Origin of the sequence: Pandoraea bronchicola (genome assembly GCF_902459805.1) — a bacterium.
GTDB classification, from domain to species: Bacteria; Pseudomonadota; Gammaproteobacteria; order Burkholderiales; family Burkholderiaceae; genus Pandoraea; species Pandoraea bronchicola.
Genome location: NZ_CABPST010000001.1, coordinates 377,415 through 392,332, shown reverse-complemented (window position 1 = coordinate 392,332; position 14,918 = coordinate 377,415). Strand labels below are relative to the sequence as shown.

General features: G+C 62.8%; 14 protein-coding genes. 10 read left to right on the top strand and 4 right to left on the bottom strand.

The window, feature by feature from the left end:
* Positions 1–30: 30 nt before the first annotated feature.
* Positions 31–279: an accessory factor UbiK family protein gene (locus tag PBR20603_RS01760; protein ID WP_042114239.1), complete on the bottom strand. Its 249-nt coding sequence runs from the start codon at positions 277–279 to the stop codon at positions 31–33.
* A 394-nt stretch (positions 280–673) separates the two neighbouring features.
* On the opposite strand from PBR20603_RS01760, the gene PBR20603_RS01755 reads away from it, so the two are divergent.
* The 9 genes from PBR20603_RS01755 (at position 674) to ptsP (ending at position 10,677) form a co-directional block, all read left to right on the top strand.
* Positions 674–1,507, top strand: coding sequence for a TorF family putative porin (locus tag PBR20603_RS01755; protein ID WP_150557821.1), 834 nt, complete (start codon positions 674–676; stop codon positions 1,505–1,507).
* Positions 1,508–1,520: 13 nt separating this feature from the next.
* Positions 1,521–1,859, top strand: coding sequence for a P-II family nitrogen regulator (locus tag PBR20603_RS01750; RefSeq protein ID WP_010804740.1), 339 nt, complete (start codon positions 1,521–1,523; stop codon positions 1,857–1,859).
* A 25-nt stretch (positions 1,860–1,884) separates the two neighbouring features.
* Positions 1,885–3,426 (top strand): ammonium transporter, encoded by a 1,542-nt coding sequence (amt, locus tag PBR20603_RS01745; RefSeq protein WP_150557820.1) that lies wholly within the window; start codon positions 1,885–1,887, stop codon positions 3,424–3,426.
* Positions 3,427–3,893: 467 nt separating this feature from the next.
* The gene (gene gshA / locus PBR20603_RS01740) at positions 3,894–5,183 is read left to right on the top strand and encodes a glutamate--cysteine ligase (protein WP_150557819.1); all 1,290 of its coding nucleotides are present in this window, start codon (positions 3,894–3,896) and stop codon (positions 5,181–5,183) included.
* A 453-nt stretch (positions 5,184–5,636) separates the two neighbouring features.
* The gene (locus tag PBR20603_RS01735; protein WP_150557818.1) at positions 5,637–6,854 is read left to right on the top strand and encodes a helix-turn-helix transcriptional regulator; all 1,218 of its coding nucleotides are present in this window, start codon (positions 5,637–5,639) and stop codon (positions 6,852–6,854) included.
* A 135-nt stretch (positions 6,855–6,989) separates the two neighbouring features.
* Positions 6,990–7,928, top strand: a complete 939-nt coding sequence (gene gshB / locus PBR20603_RS01730; RefSeq protein ID WP_150557817.1) for a glutathione synthase — start codon at positions 6,990–6,992, stop codon at positions 7,926–7,928.
* 167 nt (positions 7,929–8,095) lie between these two features.
* A complete protein-coding gene (locus PBR20603_RS01725) occupies positions 8,096–8,509 on the top strand; it encodes a PTS sugar transporter subunit IIA (protein WP_150557816.1) in 414 nt (137 codons plus the stop codon).
* A 3-nt stretch (positions 8,510–8,512) separates the two neighbouring features.
* A complete protein-coding gene (locus PBR20603_RS01720; protein ID WP_010804746.1) occupies positions 8,513–8,782 on the top strand; it encodes an HPr family phosphocarrier protein in 270 nt (89 codons plus the stop codon).
* Between the two features lie 158 nt (positions 8,783–8,940).
* Complete coding sequence (gene ptsP, locus PBR20603_RS01715) at positions 8,941–10,677, top strand: phosphoenolpyruvate--protein phosphotransferase (protein WP_150557815.1); 1,737 nt, start codon at positions 8,941–8,943, stop codon at positions 10,675–10,677.
* A 92-nt stretch (positions 10,678–10,769) separates the two neighbouring features.
* On the opposite strand, the gene PBR20603_RS01710 is transcribed toward ptsP, so the two are convergent.
* From PBR20603_RS01710 to gpmA, 3 genes are all read right to left on the bottom strand, one after another.
* Positions 10,770–11,522: a HesA/MoeB/ThiF family protein gene (locus PBR20603_RS01710; RefSeq protein WP_150557814.1), complete on the bottom strand. Its 753-nt coding sequence runs from the start codon at positions 11,520–11,522 to the stop codon at positions 10,770–10,772.
* 70 nt (positions 11,523–11,592) lie between these two features.
* A complete protein-coding gene (locus PBR20603_RS01705) occupies positions 11,593–13,149 on the bottom strand; it encodes a S41 family peptidase (protein WP_150557813.1) in 1,557 nt (518 codons plus the stop codon).
* 364 nt (positions 13,150–13,513) lie between these two features.
* Positions 13,514–14,260 (bottom strand): 2,3-diphosphoglycerate-dependent phosphoglycerate mutase, encoded by a 747-nt coding sequence (gpmA, locus tag PBR20603_RS01700; protein WP_150557812.1) that lies wholly within the window; start codon positions 14,258–14,260, stop codon positions 13,514–13,516.
* Positions 14,261–14,493: 233 nt separating this feature from the next.
* Between gpmA and PBR20603_RS01695 the strand changes: the two genes are divergently transcribed.
* Positions 14,494–14,901, top strand: coding sequence for a rhodanese-like domain-containing protein (locus PBR20603_RS01695; RefSeq protein WP_150558286.1), 408 nt, complete (start codon positions 14,494–14,496; stop codon positions 14,899–14,901).
* The last annotated feature ends 17 nt before the right edge of the window (positions 14,902–14,918 follow it).

Below are 14,918 nucleotides of genomic sequence, written 5' to 3'. Positions count from 1 at the left end.
CAAGGGGCGCCGTGGCGCCCCTGTGAATCGTCAGTCTTGCGCTTCGCTGCGCAGGCTTTCGAGTTCAGCCACACGTTTTTCCAGCGCCTCGAGCTTCTCGCGCGTGCGTGCGAGCACCTGCGCCTGCACGTCGAACTCTTCGCGAGTCACCAGATCGAGCCGGGTGAAGCCTTGGTTGAGCAGGCTTTTGACATTGCGCTCGATATCCTTGGCGGGCGATTGCTTGAGCATCTCGCTCACCTTGGCTTGCATGTCTTGCAGGATCTCGTTCGGTTTCATAAGCCTTCCTCTCGTCGTTTCTTTGCACTAATGTGGTGCTTGCACCGTCTGTGTGCTTCAACGGGCCGGTTTGACGGGTGCAAGGTGGTGCATCAGGTGCGGACATCAAATGTTGGCGCAACTCTATCACCGTTTCCTGCGCCCAGCCAGCGCAGGAAACCGCCGAACCGTTACCCGGTAAGGATCTGACCCGAATCGCCGGGCATCGTTGCCTTCGCCCGCGTTGTTTGCTTGCCTCACTCTCCCCGCAATTTTGCCAATTTTTTATCTCGAAATTCGTATCTTGCGCGTCGCAGCGCACGCAGATTCCGAGGCTGGCACGGGAGTTGCTCTACCCAGTCCGCAACCTGCCGCACGCTGTACCAAGACTTGGATTTCAACTTAGGGGAAAGTGATGAAAAAAGTGTCAACTGCGATGGCTGGCGTTGTGTTTACTGGTGCGATGGCAATGTCCTTCGGCGCGTTTGCTCAGGCGAGCGCCGAGGGTGCCACGCCCGCCGCAGCACCGGCCGACGCAGCCGCCGCTGCGGCCGAACCGCTGACGATCACCGCCAACATCGGTCTGTTTTCGGACTATCGCTTCCGCGGTATTTCGCAAACGGCGAAGCGTCCGGCGGTACAGGGTGGTTTCGATATCGCACATGAATCCGGCCTGTATGCCGGCGTGTGGGCATCGAACATCAGTTGGATTTCGGATGGGAATTCGGCGGTGAGCGCTCCCATCGAGATGGATTTCTACGGGGGCTGGAAGAAGGAAATCATCCCCGACTGGACCATCGATTTTGGTGGCTTGCAGTACTACTACCCGGGCACCTATCCGTCCGGGACTTATTTCCCGCGTCCGCATACGTTTGAACTGTATGCCGCTGTGGGCTGGAAAACCATAACGCTGAAGTACTCGCACTCGATGACCCGTCTGTTCGGTCTCGTGAGCCCGGATGGCCAGGATACGTCGAACAGTGGCTACCTCGACCTGACGGGCACTTACGATCTCGGCTTCTGGGGCCTTTCTGCCGTGGGCCACGTGGGCCACCAGTGGGTGCATAACTTCAGCGCGGCAAGCTATACCGACTGGAAGATCGGCCTGTCGAAAGACCTGGGCAAGAACTTCTCCGTGTCGGTCTCCTACATCGATACGAATGCCGACGAAAAGTACTACACCGCCGCGAACTCCGGCAAAGTGCTTTCCAAGGCAACGGTCGTCGTAGGACTGTCGAAGACATTCTAAGGAGCGACTCATCATGAAGCTGATTACCGCAATTGTGAAACCCTTCAAGCTCGACGAGGTGCGTGAAGCCCTCTCGAACATCGGCGTGGCAGGCATTACGGTGACCGAAGTCAAGGGCTTCGGCCGCCAGAAGGGCCATACCGAGCTGTATCGAGGTGCAGAATATGTCGTCGACTTCCTGCCGAAGGTGAAGATCGAGGCGGTAATCGGCGATGCCTTGCTCGACCAGGCGATCGACGCCATCGAGCAGGCAGCCCGCACCGGCAAGATCGGCGACGGCAAGATTTTCGTGTCAAACGTCGAGCATGTGGTCCGCATCCGTACGGGAGAGACCGGCGAAGACGCGCTGTAAAGGTCCTACATAAGAGACAACAATCATGAAAAAACTGCTTGCCAAACTCTTGCTCGCCGCCGCTTTTCTGGGCGTTGCCGGCACCGTGAGCCTCGGCTCCACCGCTGCACTTGCCCAGGACGCCTCGGCGCCCGCCGCCGCCTCTGAGGCTGCGTCACCCGCGGCTTCTGCCGCTTCTTCCGCAACGCCTGCCGCTGCACCGGCACCTGCGGCCACCGCAGCGCCAGCCCCTGCCGCCGCGGCTGCGGCACCCGTACCGCCGAACAAGGGCGACACGGCGTGGCTGCTGACCTGCACCGCATTTGTGATTCTCATGACGCTGCCCGGCCTCGGCCTGTTCTACGGCGGTCTCGTGCGCTCGAAGAATATGCTCTCGGTGCTGATGCAGTGTTTCATCATCTTCTCGCTGGTGGTCGTGCTGTGGGCGATCTACGGCTACAGCATCGCGTTCACTGAGGGCGGGGCGTTCTTCGGCGGCTTCGATCGTCTGTTCCTGAAGGGCATGACGCCGGACTCGGTCGCGGCAACCTTCAGCAAGGGCGTGAACGTGCCGGAATACGCGTACATGGCGTTCCAGGCCGCTTTCGCCGCCATTACCTGCGCGCTGATCGTCGGTGCCTTCGCCGAACGTGCCAAGTTCTCGGCCGTGCTGCTCTTCACCGTAATCTGGTTCACGTTCTCGTACCTGCCGATGGCCCACATGGTCTGGTTCTGGCCGGGTCCGGACGCCTACACCGACGCGGCTGCCGCCGACGCGGCCAATGCCCACGCCGGCTGGCTGTTCCAGAAGGGCGCGCTCGACTACGCCGGCGGTACGGTGGTGCATATCAACGCCGCTATCGCGGGTCTGGTTGGCTCGTACATGGTGGGCAAGCGCGTAGGCTTCGGTAAGGAGGCGTTCAAGCCGCATTCGCTCACGATGACGATGATCGGCGCCTCGCTGCTCTGGTTCGGCTGGTTCGGCTTCAACGCCGGCTCGGGCCTGGAAGCCAACGGCGGTGCTGCGCTCGCCTTCGTCAACACGCTGCTCGCCACTGCGGCTGCCACGCTGTCGTGGACGGCGGGTGAGTGGATCGGCAAGGGCAAGCCGTCGATGCTTGGTGGCGCGTCGGGTGCGGTGGCCGGTCTGGTGGCCGTTACCCCGGCTGCCGGTTTCGTCGGCCCGATGGGCTCGATCGTGCTCGGCCTGCTGGCTGGCCTGATCTGCCTGTGGGGCGTGAATGGCCTGAAGCGCCTGCTCAAAGCCGACGATGCACTCGACGTGTTCGGTGTTCACGGTGTGGGCGGTATGCTCGGCGCGATTCTGACGGGCGTGTTCGCTGCCCCGTCGCTTGGCGGCACGGGCATCTACGACTACGTGGCCAACAAGGTCGCACCGGACTATTCGATTGCCGGTCAGGTCTGGATCCAGTTCCAGGGCGTGCTGACCACGCTCGTGTGGTCGGGTGTGGTGGCGTTCATCGCCTTCAAGATCGCCGACATCGTGCTGGGTCTGCGCGTGCCGGAAGACGAAGAGCGCGAGGGGCTGGACATCACCTCGCACGGCGAATCGGCCTATCACAACTGATCGAAACAGACTCGTCTGCAAGCTGTCTCATCGCACCGCTCAGGCTCGGCTTCGGCCGGGCCTGACGCCAGTGAACATCAACGAATCGGCAAGGATTCGTGATCGAGCCCCCGCCAGGGGGCGAGCGAGAGGAGTTGCTGATGGCCGGTCGGACAGCCGGCCCCGGCATTGCGCGGGCACCCGAGGGGGTGCCCGTTTTTTTGGCTTGCGATTGCCGGCTTCGTCCCCATCTTCTGCGCTCGCAGCATCGCACTGCATGTTCCCGATCCTGCCTGAGCCCATAGCGCCTGTAGCGCCCGAAGCGCCCATCTCGCCTGTATTGCCCTCTGAGGTTGCCTGGACGGCGATCCGGGGGGGCGGGACCGCGCAGACAGCGCGGCGTGGTGCCCCTTCCGGGGGCATGGCGAAGGGCGGGGGCGCCATGCGTATGCTCTACAATCGATATTCCATCTGGATATGAGAGAAGCATGGTTCCGCATCTCGTCACGGCCCTGAAAGGCCCTCTGCTCGACCTGGAAAAGAAAATCCTCGATGCGACGCCCGCCATCGAGCGCTGGTTCCGGCTAGAGTGGCAGGAACACACGCCGCCGTTCTACTGTTCGGTCGACCTGCGAAATGCCGGCTTCAAGCTCGCGCCTGTCGATACCAATCTCTTCCCCGGCGGCTTCAATAATCTGGCGCCCGAAGTCCTGCCGCTCGCCGTGCAGGCTGCCATGGCCGCCATCGAGAAGATTTGCCCCGACGCCAAGAACTTGCTGCTGATTCCCGAGCGGCACACGCGCAATACGTTCTATCTACAGAACCTTGCCCGTCTGTCGACAATCATGCGCCACGCAGGGCTGCATGTGCGCCTGGGCAGTCTGTCGGACGACATCACCGAGCCCACGACCATCGAACTGCCCGACGGCCAGCACGTCGTGATCGAGCCGCTCGAGCGTTCGCCGCGCCGGCTGGGGCTCAAGAACTTCGACCCCTGCTCGATCCTGCTCAATAACGACCTCTCGGCCGGCATTCCACCGATCCTCGAAGGCCTGCACGAACAGTACCTCCTGCCGCCGTTGCATGCGGGTTGGGCCGTGCGCCGCAAGAGCCAGCACTTCTCGGCGTATGACGACATCGTCAAGAAATTCGCCAAGATGATCGACGTCGATCAATGGATGCTCAACCCGTACTTTGCGAAGTGCGAAGGCATCGATTTCGATGAGCGCGTTGGCGAAGAGAAGCTCGCCGATACGGTCGACGCCGTACTCAAGAAGATCAACAAGAAGTATCGCGAGTACGGCATCACCGAGAAGCCGTTCGTCGTGATCAAGGCCGATGCCGGGACATACGGCATGGGCGTGATGATGGTGCACGACGCTGCCGAGATCAAAAACCTGAACCGTCGCGAGCGCACCAAGATGAGCGTGGTGAAGGAAGGTCTCGAAGTGCGCGACGTGATCGTGCAGGAAGGTGTCTATACGTTCGAACGCATCAACGAAGCCGTGGCCGAGCCCGTCGTCTACATGATCGATCGCTATGTGGTCGGCGGCTTCTACCGGGTGCACACCGGACGCGGCACCGATGAGAACCTCAATGCGCCGGGCATGCACTTCGTGCCGCTTGCTTTCGAGCACACGGCGTTGCCCGATGTCCACGCAAAGCCGGGTGCGGCGCCGCCGAACCGGTTCTATATGTATGGCGTGGTGGCGCGTCTGGCGCTGCTCGCGGCCTCGCTCGAACTCGAGCGTACCGATCCGGATCCGGAAACGTATTGACGACGCGGGACCCACGCTGCGGCGAGTAACGTCCGCTCGCGGTCTTTCGGTCTCGTCGGCTATTTGAGAAGTTTCCGAATTTGATGTGAGGCCGCGCTTGTGCGGCGGCGGCCTCAGTCGTCTCTCGTCCTGAGAGGCGAAAAGAAAAAGACGCCCGGCTGGCCCCCCGACTAGCCGGGCGTCACATTTACCGGTCGCCTCATGCAACGACCGGAAATCGGGGCGTCCCTGAGCGGGCCCCCCCGCAAACTGATTCCTGCGCTTCCCTTTCGACTTTCGGATCGGTGTACTGTGCCGATCCATCGTCCGGTTTGCATCAGCAATGGCGTGATGATGCGACCGTTTGACGCGTCCGACATCCCCCGAATGGGGGATGTCGATACGTGATCGGGCGGAATAGGAAATTTCCTCGGAATTGTCTTCGCTGGGAGGGATACCGGAATGCAGGGGGATGTGCGTACATGCCTTCGTCAAATCCACCAATTGCCGGTGCCAACGCTCGGCTATCTGCCGCTATGGCTGGAGACGCTGCGAATATGGCTGGCGGCAGACGGCGTGGCGGCGCTCTGGTGCCACGCGTCCGGCGATCCGGCCGAAGCCTGCGCCGCCACCTGCTGGTATGCCCCTCAAGCCCCGGCGTCGGCTTGCGAGCGGCTCGCCGCCAGTGGCTGGGCGATGCCGCCGGTGGCGGCGTTGCAACGCTCGCTTTCGCACGGTGAGCTGCTGCGAGGGCACGCACGACGCTCGCGAGGGTGTCCGGGGGCGTTGGCAACGACCTTTTGCCGCCCCGTTGAATTGGATCGATGCCTTCCTGACGGCGACTTGCTCGACGTTTGCCTGTTGCCCGCCGCCAGGCCAACGGGTGAGGCAGGTGCGGGAGGTGAGACAGACGTGCGAGCCGAATCGTCGGTTCCCGCGCCCATCGGCGCGCTGCGATTGCTGGTGTCGCGTCGCAATTCGCGTCCGAGGTTCAGTGCGCGTGAAGTGACGGCGTTTGAGGCGGCTGCGGCAGAATTCACCACCGCCCCCGACCGTCCCAATTTCCCGACGCTGACGGCCATGGCGCCCTCTGCGCCCACGCTTTGGCCGGAAGCGTCGGGGGCCGTCGGAGACGACGTGGCAGGTACGCTCGTCTGGCATCGGCGGCAGCCGGAGTGGGCGGACCCGGCTGCGCTGGCGCTGATGCACCGGGTCTGGCGGCCCATGCCAGGGCGCGCCTGGTCCGAAGCATGCGTCGTCGTGCAGGCATGTCAGTCGCTGGCCGATGAGCTGACGCTTCACCCGTCAGGCGCCGTCGCGCCAGGCGTGCAGGTCGGCAGGGCGGTGGCAGTGCCGGGCGGCACGTTGCATCTGCATGCCACGCATTTGTGTGGCATGGGGGGCCGGGCGACCGATCGCGTGCGCATTGCGCTGCACCTTGCGGTACCGCCCGCCATCCGTTTGTTGCAACGTCTCTGGGGGACGGCGCTCACGCCCGTGCAACGCGAGATCGCGATGCGTCTGCTCGCAGGGCAGTCGCGCTCACAGACGCGCGAGGCCTGCGCGATTGGCGTGCAGACGCTCAAGACGCATCTGTCTCTCATGCGCGCCCGTCTCGACCCGGTGCGCGACGCCTCGCTCCTCCTCGGGCTCGGGGGTTCGGGCGCGACCGTAAACCCCGGCCGCCCGTGAGGTTTTCAGGTGGCCAGAGTCCGCATCGCATGGCGCGGCGGTGCGAAGCGGCAAAACGGCGCCTCGGCTAGAATAGGCGTCTGTCGCCGCAGACTGCGGTGTGTGCATCCGAACCCCCAAGACCTCCGCCGATCGATGCAGATTCTCTTTATCGCCGACCCGCTCGACCAGTTCAAAACCTACAAGGACACCACGTTCTCGATGATGCGCGAAGCCGCGCGTCGCGGGCATCGAATCTTCGCGTGCGAGCCGCAGGAAATGGCGTGGCAAGGCGCAGCGGTCGATGCGCGTGTGAAGGAAATTCGCCTGACCGGCGATGCAGATGCCTGGTACGAAGTCGTCGAGATACGTGTGGCGGCGCTCATCGAATTCGACGCGGTGCTCATGCGCAAGGACCCGCCGTTCGACATGGAATACATCAACGCCACGTGGCTGTTGGAAGTCGCCGAGCGCGCCGGGGCACGGGTATTCAACAAGCCGAGCGCGATTCGGGATCACTCCGAAAAGCTCGCTATTGCCGAGTTTCCTCAGTTTGTGGTGCCGACGCTGGTCACACGTGACGCTGCACGACTGCGCGCCTTTCACGCCGAACATGACGACGTGATCTACAAGCCACTCGACGGCATGGGGGGCACGGGGGTGTTCCGCATTGGTCCGGACGGCCGCAACCTCGGTTCGGTCATCGAGATGCTCGGTGAAAACGGCGCCAGCTCGGTGATGGCACAGCGCTTCATTCCCGAGATCAAGCTCGGCGACAAGCGAGTGCTCGTGATCGGCGGCAAGGTCGTGCCGCATTCGCTGGCGCGTATTCCGCAGGGTAACGAAGTGCGCGGCAACCTCGCGGCCGGTGGTGTCGGCGAGGCGCGCGACCTGTCGGCTCGCGATCGTCAGATTGCCGAAGCACTGGCGCCGATTCTCTGGCAACGTGGCCTGTTGCTCGTGGGGCTCGACATCATCGGCGATTACCTCACGGAAGTGAACGTCACGAGTCCGACGTGCTTCCAGGAAATTACGGCGCAAACCGGTTTCGACGTGCCGAAGATGTTTATCGACGCGCTGGAACTGGCGGTCTGAGGGAGCGTGGGTCTGTCGTCTGGCGAAGGGCTTGGGGCAGACCCTAACATGATGAAAATTCGGGGTTTTTGCGCGCCTGCTAAAATAAGAATCCCAAAATCGACAGGTTCGCGTTCGTCGTTGTGTTTGTATCCCGGACACCCGCGGCGCTTGGCGTGCCTAGCATCATGGCTGGAATTCTGATTATTGCCCACGCACCGCTCGCTTCGGCGCTTCGCGAGTGTGTTTCTCACATCTACGGCGGTTGTCCGTCGCACATCGGCGCGATCGATGTCGTGCCCGACCAGGACACGGCGGCACTCGTCGACACCGCCCGCGAACGCCTTGCGCAGCTGCATGAAGAGAATGGCGTGCTGGTCCTCACCGACTTGTTCGGGGCCACGCCGTCGAATGTCGCGGCCCAACTCGTCGGACCGAAGGTGCGGGTGCTCGCCGGGGTGAACCTGTCGATGCTCATCAAGGCGGTGTGCTATCGCTCGGTGCCGCTCGACACACTGACGGAGAAGGTGCTTTCGGGCGGATCTAAAGGTATTCTCGAAGTCGGCGCGGGTGCGCCGGCCACACACACTACGTCACACTGAAACATGCTTCGACAAGAAACGACGATCGTAAATAAATTGGGCTTGCATGCCCGGGCATCTGCAAAGCTGACGCAATTGGCGGCGAAATTTCAGAGTGAGGTCTGGCTGACCCGGAATGGTCGGCGTATCAACGCGAAGAGCATCATGGGCGTCATGATGCTGGCCGCCGGGATCGGCTCGACGGTCGAAGTGGAGACCGAAGGCGCCGACGAGCAACAAGCCATGGATGAGATCCTGGCCCTCATCGCGAACAAGTTCGGCGAAGGGGAATAACGCGTCGTTGCGGTGAGTGGTGGCGCATGGCAGGCCTGCCACCCTGCGCGGACTGTGCCTTGGCCGCTCCGCTGCCCACCGCCCAAACGCTACCCCGCACGCAGCAAAAATATATAGATCACGGTCGAATCATCCGCCTCTGAACTGGGGAGACTTCCTTGTCTTTCACCCTGCACGGCATTCCCGTCTCGCGCGGCATCGCGATCGGACGCGCCTATTTGCTCGCGCCCGCCACGCTCGATGTCCCGCACTATTTGCTCGATCCTTCCCAGATCGACGACGAAATCGCGCGCTTTCACGGCGCTCAGGCGACCGTCCAGCACGAACTCGATACCCTCAAGGCAGAACTGCCGGACGACGCGCCGGGCGAGATGGGCGCCTTCCTGGACGTTCACACGCTGATCCTCAACGATACGTTGCTGGCCGATGCCGTCATCAAGCTGATTCGCGAACGCCGCTACAACGCGGAATGGGCGCTGACCACGCAGCTTGACGTACTCGTCGCCCGCTTCGAAGACATTGACGACGAATACCTGCGCGAGCGTCGCGCGGACATCGAACAGGTGACCGAGCGCGTACTCAAGGCGCTCGCTGGCGCCCCGGGCATCCGTCATGTGGTGGCCGAGACGCCGCGCGACGACATGATCGTCGTGGCTCGCGACATCGCGCCGGCCGACATGCTGCAGTTCAAGTCGCAGACGTTCAAGGGCTTCGTCACGGATCTCGGCGGCAAGACGTCGCATACGGCCATCGTGGCCCGCAGCCTGGGAATTCCTGCGGCAGTCGGCGTTGCGCAGGCCAGTCTGCTCATCAAGCAGGACGACGTCATCATCATCGACGGCGACAGCGGCATCGTCATCGTGGATCCGGCGCCGATCGTGCTCGAGGAGTACAGCTATCGCCAAAGCGAGCGAGCGCTGGAAGAGCGCCGCTTGCAGCGCCTCAAGCACTCGCCTGCGCAGACGATCGACGGCACCCCCATCCATTTGCTTGCCAATATCGAGTTGCCGGAAGACGCCAAGACGGCAGTGGCCGCCGGTGCCGTGGGCGTAGGGTTGTTCCGCACGGAATTCCTTTTCATGAACGAGAAGGAAGCGCCGGAGGAAGAGGCGCAGTTCGAGGCGTACAAGCGCGCCGTCGAGGCGATGCATGGCCTGCCGCTCACGATTCGGACCATCGACGTCGGCGCGGACAAACCGCTCGACAGTCACGAATCTTACGAGACCGCTCCGAATCCGGCGCTGGGGCTGCGGGCCATTCGCTGGAGCCTGTCGGAACCTCGCATGTTCCTGACGCAATTGCGGGCGATTCTGCGCGCGTCGGCCTTCGGCAAGGTGCAGATTCTGTTCCCCATGCTCGCGCATGCGCAGGAGATCGATCAGACGCTCGAACTCGTGCGTGAAGCGAAGTCGCAGCTCGACGCGGCGGGCCTGCTCTACGATCCGGGCGTGAAGCTGGGCGCGATGATCGAAGTGCCGGCCGCAGCGCTCACGGTTTCGATGTTCCTGAAGCGACTCGATTTTCTGTCCATCGGCACGAACGACCTGATCCAGTACACGCTGGCGATCGATCGCGCGGATAACGCCGTCGCGCATCTCTATGACCCGTTGCACCCGGCCGTGCTGCGTCTGATCGCGATGACGATTCGCGAGGCGCACGCGTTTGGTGTGCCGGTGGCGGTGTGCGGTGAAATGGCGGGCGATCCGACGGCAACGCGTTTGCTGCTTGGCATGGGGCTACGGGAGTTTTCGATGCATCCGAGCCAACTGCTGCAGGTCAAGCAGGAGATATTGCGGGCGCATCTGCCAGATCTCGAGCGGCCGGTTCAGGAACTGCTGGCAGCGACAGAACCAGAAGAAATGCAGGCAGCGTTGGCGCGTCTGGCAGTCGCGTGACGGATTGGCGGCAGGTGGCATGTCCCTGAATGAAAAAGGGGCGCTCCGATAACGGGGCGCCCCTTTTTTTACGGGTATTCGGTTGGCAGCGTTCAGTGCCGCTGGCCGCAGACCTTGCACTCCGGATTGCGAGCGCAGTGCATGGTGTGCCAGCTCATCTTGCGGCCGTCGAGCATCTGCAGGCGGCCAACCAGTGGCACGCCCACGCCCGTGATGAGCTTGATGGCCTCGGCCGCTTGCATGCTGCCGATGATGCCCACGAGCGGGGCGAGCACGCCCATCGTGGCGCAGGCCTGCTCGGGGAAAGGCTCGTCCGCCGGAAAGATGCACTCATAGCAGGGCGACGCGTCGTTACGCACGTCGAAGACGCTGATCTGACCGTCGAAGCGCAGGGCGGCGCCGGATACGAGCGGCACGCCCGCCGCCACGCAGGCGCGATTGACCGCGTGACGCGTGGCGAAATTATCCGAGCCGTCGAGTACCACGGTGGCGTCGCTCGCGAGTGCCGTGAGTCGTGCTTCGTCGACGCGTTCGTTGACCTCGTCGACGATCACGTCCGGATTGATTTGCGCGATGCGCTCGCGTCCAGAGGTTACCTTGGGCCGGCCCACACTTTGGGTGTCGTGGAGGATCTGGCGTTGCAGGTTGGTGAGATCAACGTCGTCGTCGTCGATCAGCGTGATGCGCCCGACGCCCGACGCCGCCAGATAGAGCGCAGCGGGCGAGCCGAGACCGCCAGCCCCCACGATCACGGCATGGGCGGCGAGCAGGCGCTCCTGACCCTCGATGCCGAGTTCGTCGAGCAGGATGTGGCGGGAGTAACGCAGCAACTGGTCGTCGTTCATCGCAAAACGGATAGGAATAAAAAAACCGTGCCGGCTTTCGCGGGCACGGTTGCTAGTGTAAAGCGGATGCTTACTTCTTGTCCGCCGGCTTGGCCGGTACGACGGTATCGGTCTTCGGATCCGACTTCGCGCCAGCGGCAGGTGCCGCGGCCTTCGAAGCGTCCTTCGGCATCGGGCCAGCGTTGGCTTCCAGACGCGACTTCGTGCGCTGGACCGGCTCGCCCTTGAGCTGACGGATGGCCTGCTGGAGCATGAAGTCGTCGGCGCTACCCAGATCCGGCAGGCGTTCTTCACGTTCCTTCTTGCGCTCTTCCGGCGTCTTCTTCGCGTTCTCTTCCTCGAGGCGGCGCAGTTCTTCCAGGCGGCGAGCTTCGCGGGCGTCGATTTCCTTCTGCTCGTCAGGCGTTTGCGTGTTGTGCAGATGGTTTTGATAATCGATTTCGCGCGTGACCAGCACGTCGTCCGGATCACCCTTCGGATTCTGGTCGACCGGCACGTCCGGCTTGATGCCGATGGACTGGATCGAGCGGCCGCTCGGCGTGTAGTAGTACGCCGTGGTCAGACGCAGCGCGGTGTCGGGCGACAGTTGACGCACGGTTTGCACCGAGCCCTTGCCGAAGGTCGTCTTGCCCATGATCAGCGCGCGCTTCGAATCCTGCAGCGCCCCGGCCACGATTTCCGACGCCGACGCCGAATAAGCATTCACCAGCACCACCATCGGCACCGTCTTCCAGATGGGCGCTTCGCCCTTGAGCGGATCTTCCGGACTGGCCGACAGACGATAGTTGTCAAAGGTGGCCGTGTACTTCTGCTTGGCGTCTTCGATCTGACCGTTGGTCGTCACGACCGTCGCACCGTCCTTGAGGAACGCGGCGGACACGCCGACTGCGGACTGGAGAATGCCGCCGCCGTTGTTACGCAGATCGAGCACCAGACCCTTGAGCGGTTGATCCTTGGCCAGTTCCTGCAGCTTCTTGGCCAGATCCGGCACGGTGCGTTCCTGGAAGCTGGTGATGCGCACGTAACCGATACCCGGCTCGAGCAGCTTGCCCTTGACGCTCTGCACGCGAATTTCCGCACGCACGATCGACACCGGGAACGTGCGCTCGTCCGACTTGCGGAAGATCGTCAGCGTGACCTTGCTGCCGGGGGCGCCGCGCATGCGCTTGACCGCCTGGTCGAGGGTCATGCCGCGCACAGGCTTGTCGTCGATGCGGGTAATCAGGTCGCCAGGCTTCAGACCCGCCTTGAAGGCCGGGCTGTCCTCGATCGGCGAGATCACCTTCACGAGGCCGTCTTCCTGCGAAATCTCGATGCCGAGACCCGCGAAGCGGCCGCGCGTCTGCTCTTGCAGCTCTTTGTATTCTTCCTTGTCCAGGTAAGACGAGTGCGGATCTAGGCTGGACACCATGCCCTTGATCGCTGCCGTCAGCAGCTTTTTGTCGTCAACCGGCTGCACATACTCACGCTTGATCTGACCGAACACTTCGGCCAGCAGGCGAAGCTGTTCGAGCGGCAACGGCGTGGTAGCGCTTTGTGCGGAAGCCTGCGAGAACGCGAGGGTGGCAGCCGCACCGGTCGCGAGGCCCAGCACGATCAGGCCGATGTGTTTGAGGGTTTGGCGCATATAGGCGTGGAAATTCCGGATTTTTCGGGGCGCCCGCCAATGGGCGCGCGCACTTTGGCGAAGTATAACCGTTTGCCCGCGGGGCGGACATTGCCCATTCGACAGGGACTTTTCCCGAGTGGTTCTGCAAAAAGTTCCGTTCAACGTGCTGTTGTGGCGGGATTCCGGCCGGGCGTCCTTCCTTGGTCCACCGCTTTTGCAGGCAGAACGCACGCTGGCAGGTGATGGAGGACCGAAAAAGAGGGGGCGCGCAAGCCACCGAAATCGTGTTACGGGGTATTACGGAGGGGGCTGAAGGGAGGGGGGCGCACCGCTGGGGGCGGTGCGCCGGGTTCCGGCTATCGCTTCGGGCGACGCTCGGCGATTACTTCGATTTGCCTTGGGCTGCCACGGCGGCCAGTGCACCGGCGATCTTCTCCTGATCGCCCAGATAGTAATGACGAATCGGTTTCAGGTCGGCGTCCAGTTCATACACGAGCGGCGTGCCGTTCGGGATGTTCAGGCCGGCGATGTCGTCATCCGAAATGTTGTCGAGATGCTTGATGAGCGCACGCAGCGAATTGCCATGCGCGGCGACGAGCACCTGCTTGCCGGCGAGCACGGCCGGGCCGATCGACTCGTTCCACAGCGGCAATACGCGCGCCACGGTGTCCTTCAGGCACTCGGTGAGCGGAATCTCTTCGCGCTTGAGCTTGGCGTAACGCGGGTCGTTGTACGAGCTGCGCTCGTCGTCCGCAGCCAACGGCGGCGGCGGCGTGTCGTAGCTGCGGCGCCACACGTGAACCTGTTCGTCGCCGTACTTGGCGGCGGTCTCGGCCTTGTTCAGACCGGCCAGGGCGCCGTAGTGACGCTCATTCAGGCGCCAGCTATGCACGACGGGAATCCACATCTGGTCCATGGCGTCCTGGACGTGCCACAGGGTGCGGATCGCGCGCTTGAGGACAGACGTGTAGGCGAGATCGAACTGGAAACCGGCTTCGGCGAGCAGATTGCCGGCCTGGCTGGCTTCGGCGACGCCCTTTTCGGTCAGGTCGACGTCGACCCAGCCGGTGAAGCGATTTTCCTTGTTCCACGTCGATTCGCCGTGGCGGATGAGAACGAGCTTGTACATGAGCAAACTTCAGTCAGAGTTGGAAAGCGGGGGCAGCCGGCGAGACGAAGGCGGTTCGCAGCGCCTTGCGCAGCAAGGCCCGGCAAGGGCTTTGCGGCAGCAAATCAGGGACATTCGGGGCCGCAGCGAAGTGGCCACCGATGTCCGGCGCAGCGATTGGCAACACGACCCGTCGGCGCAATCACGGATTATTTTATAATGATCGGATTCTTTTGATCTTTTTCAGGTGGTTTGTGAAGTTCTTTTCCGATTACACCAACCTCGCGCTGATCGCGATTGCCCTGGTTTCAGGCGGCATGCTGGCCTGGCCGGTCTTCAAGCGCGGCGGTCGCGGACTGTCGACCATGGAAGCGACCCAGCTCATTAACCGTAAGGGCGCCGTGGTGCTCGACGTGCGTTCGGGAGAGGAGTTTGCCAACGGCCACCTGCCGTCGGCGCGAAACGTGCCGCTCGACGACGTGGAGCAAAAAGTCGCTCAGGTCATCAAAAACAAGGCAGCGCCGGTACTGATCGTTTGCAAGAGCGGTCAGCGCTCGGCGCGCGCCCAGACGCTCCTGCGCAATCTTGGCTATGCTGAGGCATTCAGCCTCCAGGGCGGTATCGCTGCCTGGCAGGAAGCCGGCCTGCCGGTCGTCAAGTAATCGAGGAGTTGCAAGTC

Coding starts and splice junctions, on each gene's coding strand:
- PBR20603_RS01760 (WP_042114239.1), bottom strand. CDS start 279: ATGAAACCGAACGAGATCCTGCAAGACATGCAAGCCAAGGTGAGCGAG.
- PBR20603_RS01755 (WP_150557821.1), top strand. CDS start 674: ATGAAAAAAGTGTCAACTGCGATGGCTGGCGTTGTGTTTACTGGTGCG.
- PBR20603_RS01750 (WP_010804740.1), top strand. CDS start 1,521: ATGAAGCTGATTACCGCAATTGTGAAACCCTTCAAGCTCGACGAGGTG.
- amt (WP_150557820.1), top strand. CDS start 1,885: ATGAAAAAACTGCTTGCCAAACTCTTGCTCGCCGCCGCTTTTCTGGGC.
- gshA (WP_150557819.1), top strand. CDS start 3,894: ATGGTTCCGCATCTCGTCACGGCCCTGAAAGGCCCTCTGCTCGACCTG.
- gshB (WP_150557817.1), top strand. CDS start 6,990: ATGCAGATTCTCTTTATCGCCGACCCGCTCGACCAGTTCAAAACCTAC.
- PBR20603_RS01725 (WP_150557816.1), top strand. CDS start 8,096: ATGGCTGGAATTCTGATTATTGCCCACGCACCGCTCGCTTCGGCGCTT.
- PBR20603_RS01720 (WP_010804746.1), top strand. CDS start 8,513: ATGCTTCGACAAGAAACGACGATCGTAAATAAATTGGGCTTGCATGCC.
- PBR20603_RS01710 (WP_150557814.1), bottom strand. CDS start 11,522: ATGAACGACGACCAGTTGCTGCGTTACTCCCGCCACATCCTGCTCGAC.
- PBR20603_RS01705 (WP_150557813.1), bottom strand. CDS start 13,149: ATGCGCCAAACCCTCAAACACATCGGCCTGATCGTGCTGGGCCTCGCG.
- gpmA (WP_150557812.1), bottom strand. CDS start 14,260: ATGTACAAGCTCGTTCTCATCCGCCACGGCGAATCGACGTGGAACAAG.